3 protein-coding genes and 1 pseudogene are annotated in these 3,133 nt (G+C 60.5%); 2 read left to right on the forward strand and 2 right to left on the reverse strand.

Annotated features, from left to right (window positions below; translation table 11 throughout):
* The coding region (locus tag F6X39_RS35810; RefSeq protein WP_187620110.1) for a LysR family transcriptional regulator at positions 1 to 816 on the reverse strand (816 nt) is incomplete at its 3' end.
* Positions 817 to 959: 143 nt separating this feature from the next.
* Between F6X39_RS35810 and F6X39_RS35815 the strand changes: the two genes are divergently transcribed.
* Together F6X39_RS35815 and F6X39_RS35820 are read left to right on the forward strand one after the other, a co-directional pair.
* Positions 960 to 1,790 (forward strand): TerC family protein, encoded by an 831-nt coding sequence (locus F6X39_RS35815; protein ID WP_187620111.1) that lies wholly within the window; start codon positions 960 to 962, stop codon positions 1,788 to 1,790.
* Positions 1,791 to 1,888: 98 nt separating this feature from the next.
* Positions 1,889 to 2,206 carry a zf-TFIIB domain-containing protein gene (locus F6X39_RS35820; RefSeq protein ID WP_187620112.1) on the forward strand — a complete coding sequence of 106 codons (318 nt, stop codon included), beginning with the start codon at positions 1,889 to 1,891 and terminating at the stop codon, positions 2,204 to 2,206.
* A gap of 800 nt (positions 2,207 to 3,006) precedes the next feature.
* On the opposite strand, the pseudogene F6X39_RS37460 reads toward F6X39_RS35820, so the two are convergent.
* A pseudogene (locus F6X39_RS37460) lies at positions 3,007 to 3,133 on the reverse strand (LysR family transcriptional regulator); the annotation flags it as partial.

Genomic DNA, 3,133 nt, shown 5'->3' on the forward strand with positions numbered 1-3,133 from the left:
GTGTATTTCCTCCTTCACTTCCGGCGAGCGGCCGAGCCAGCGCAAGCCGCGATGCATCGGATCGTTGCGCTCGGCGCCGAACGCCGCGAGCGGAAACACGCCCATGCCGCGCGACGCGAACAGCGCCATCAACGCGCTGTCCTCGAACTCGCCCGCGACGCGTGGCCGGATGCCTTCCGCTTCGAACCAGCGGTCGAGGCGCGAACGCAGCGACGAGTGCCCCGTCGGCAGCAGCACCGGCAGCGACGCGAGGCATTGCGGAAAATGATCGACATGCGTTTTTCGCACCGCGGCGGCCGGCCCGTACCAGTCGATCGGCGAAGCGATCAGGCGCTCGCTCGATAGACGCAGATTCGAGTTGTGCGGCGCGGGCTGGCTGGACAGCACGAGATCCAGATGGTGATGTGCCAGTTCCGCCAGCAGGTCTTCCGCTTCGCCTTCGTGGCAGAGCAGCCGTAGCGAAGGCGTGCCCAGCACGCCCGCAAGAATGGCGTGGACGGCCAGCTTCGAAATGCCATCCGTCAAGCCGACCGCGAAGCGCGCGACCGTCCCGCTGGCCGCTTCGCGCACTTCGTCGTGCAACGCGCGCCCGATCTGGAAGATTTCCTCCGCTCGCGCATACGCCGCCTGTCCCGCTTCCGTCATCGCGACGCCGCGTCCGGCGGGCTTCAGCAGTTGATGTCCGAGCGATTTTTCCAGTTCGCGCACCTGCGCGCTGATGGTTTGCACCGCCATGTCGAGCCGTTCGGCGGCGCGCGCAAACCCGCCTTCCTTCACGACGACCCAGAAATAGTGCAAGTGCCGGTAGTTGAGCATGTGTGGCCTCACTTCGAAAAAACCGAACCAACTGTCAGATTATCACTGGTTTTTTCGAATACGGCGCCAGGCGATCATGCTTTTCACATGCGGTGACCCAGTAATCAGCCGTTTTCGTCTCAACCGGACAACGACGCTCGCAAATGGAATCCTTACTGACCCTGGCCGCCGATCCCGCTGCATGGGCTGCACTCGTGACGCTCGTCGTGATGGAGATCGTGCTTGGCATCGACAACCTGATCTTCATTTCGATTCTGAGCAACAAGCTCCCCGAAGCGCAACGCGCGCGCACGCAGCGTATCGGCATCATGCTGGCGCTGCTGATGCGGCTCGGCCTGCTGGGCACCGTCGCGTGGATCGCGCGTCTCACCGAGCCTGTGTTTTCCGTGTTCGATCACGCGTTTTCGTGGCGCGACCTGATCCTGCTCGCGGGCGGTCTGTTCCTTGTGTGGAAGGCCACGCGTGAAATGCACCATCACGTGAGCCGTGACGCCGAGGCGCACACGAATCCTGCGGTGGGCGTCGGCGGCCTGACGGTGACGGCTGCCATCGGCCAGATCCTGCTGCTCGACCTCGTGTTTTCCGTCGACAGCATCATTACCGCGGTCGGCATGACGGATCACCTGCCCATCATGTTCATTGCAGTGATCGCTGCTGTCACGGCGATGTTGTTCGCGGCTCGCCCGCTGTCGAAGTTCATCGAGCGCAATCCGACCATCGTCACGCTTGCGCTGAGCTTCCTGCTGGTGATCGCGATGACGCTGATTGCCGAAGGTTTTGGTTCGCACGTGCCGAAGGGCTACATCTACACGGCCATGGCGTTCGCAGGCTTCGTCGAAGGCATGAACATGATGGCGCGGCGCAGAAAGGACAAGCGCGAGCACAAGGCGGCAGTTTTGGAAGCGGAGTGTGAAGCCGGCTCCGAAGCAAGGTCTGAAAAGACGCAGACCAGCGGTTCGGCTTTCTCGAACTGAACGAAGCGGACTGAAGCGGACTGACAGAAGTATCGGGGCGGTTGAACGCCGCCCCGACCGGCAGCACAAAGGTTGAACGTTACGAAAGGAGCAACGCAATGAAGTGCCCCGTTTGCAAGACCCCCGATCTGCTGATGACCGAGCGTCAGAACATCGAGATCGACTATTGCCCGACATGCCGTGGCGTATGGCTCGATCGCGGCGAGCTGGACAAGCTGCTGACCCAGATGCAGGACACGCCCGAACCGGACAACAGAAGCAATCAGGTCGAGCGCGACGCGCGCTACGGCGACCGCGACGGCCACCATGATCAGCAGCGGGGACGGCGCAACGATTCTTACCACGGCGATCAGCGCAAGCACTACGATCCGCGCCGCAAGAAGAAGTCACTGTTCGATATGTTCGACTTTGACTGACCTGCATGCATCCTGCGCTCGAACTGTTCTGGAGGGCATTCCACAACCGGCGTCGTCTCGCAATTGCGTTGTGGCGCTATCTGAAGGACGGGGTGATACCCGAGGGGGCGCAGCTGAAGTCAGTGATCCGCAAAGGCGTTCCGACAACATCACCATGGAAAGCGCGGGACACGATGTATGGGCGGTTTGAAGTGAACGTGCCCGTGGGGTGCCCGGGTTACTCACGTAACCGATTCTTGAGATGGGGCGTGCTCCCGAAAAGAAATTCCGGCGCAACGCGCAACAGATGAGGCTGGCTAGCCGCCAGCGGATACAAGGTGGTGACTGCGACACGAAGTTGCTTGCAGGAGCTGTTCCCGCTTCAACATGAGGGAACCGCCCGTGTCACCGGGCGCGTCCAGGAGTCTGAATAAAGAGCGATTCTGACAACGTAACGAAGCATCGCAAGATGCGGGATATCAATCGCGAGAGGCATACCCTTCACATCGGAAACGGCCATAGCCTTCATCTGCCCGGCCGTTTGATCAGGCGAGCCGTCGGCCGCAAACTTTGGATAGATCGCGTATGGACGTCGACTCGATATAAAACGCATGCGTGCTTCTCGCGGACATTCGCAATCTGTTCATCGCTCTAATGGAATAGCGATAGTAGCTATTGTCATCATCGAATTGAACACGCGTGCGTTCGCATCGAGACCTTCGAGGTGATCGCCGCGTTCCTGCTACGTAAGGGGCCGCAAGCGCGCTCAAACCAGGGTGTTGCCGGCATCGCGAGGTCATCCTGCACAGAAACGGCCCCGCCTAAACGTTGAACAGTTCGCTACGCGCCGCGTCCATGATCATCGCGACAGCCGGGTGGCTGACGTGGCGCTCGATAGAGATTGCAAAAAATTCCTCGACGATCGAATTGATCTGTCCGACTATCGTC

This window comes from Paraburkholderia sp. UCT2 (assembly GCF_014397665.1).
GTDB lineage: Bacteria > Pseudomonadota > Gammaproteobacteria > Burkholderiales > Burkholderiaceae > Paraburkholderia > Paraburkholderia tuberum.

Excerpts from the sequence above, each read along its gene's own strand:
- F6X39_RS35820 (WP_187620112.1), top strand. The coding sequence starts at position 1,889 with ATGAAGTGCCCCGTTTGCAAGACCCCCGATCTGCTGATGACCGAGCGT.
- F6X39_RS35815 (WP_187620111.1), top strand. The coding sequence starts at position 960 with ATGGAATCCTTACTGACCCTGGCCGCCGATCCCGCTGCATGGGCTGCA.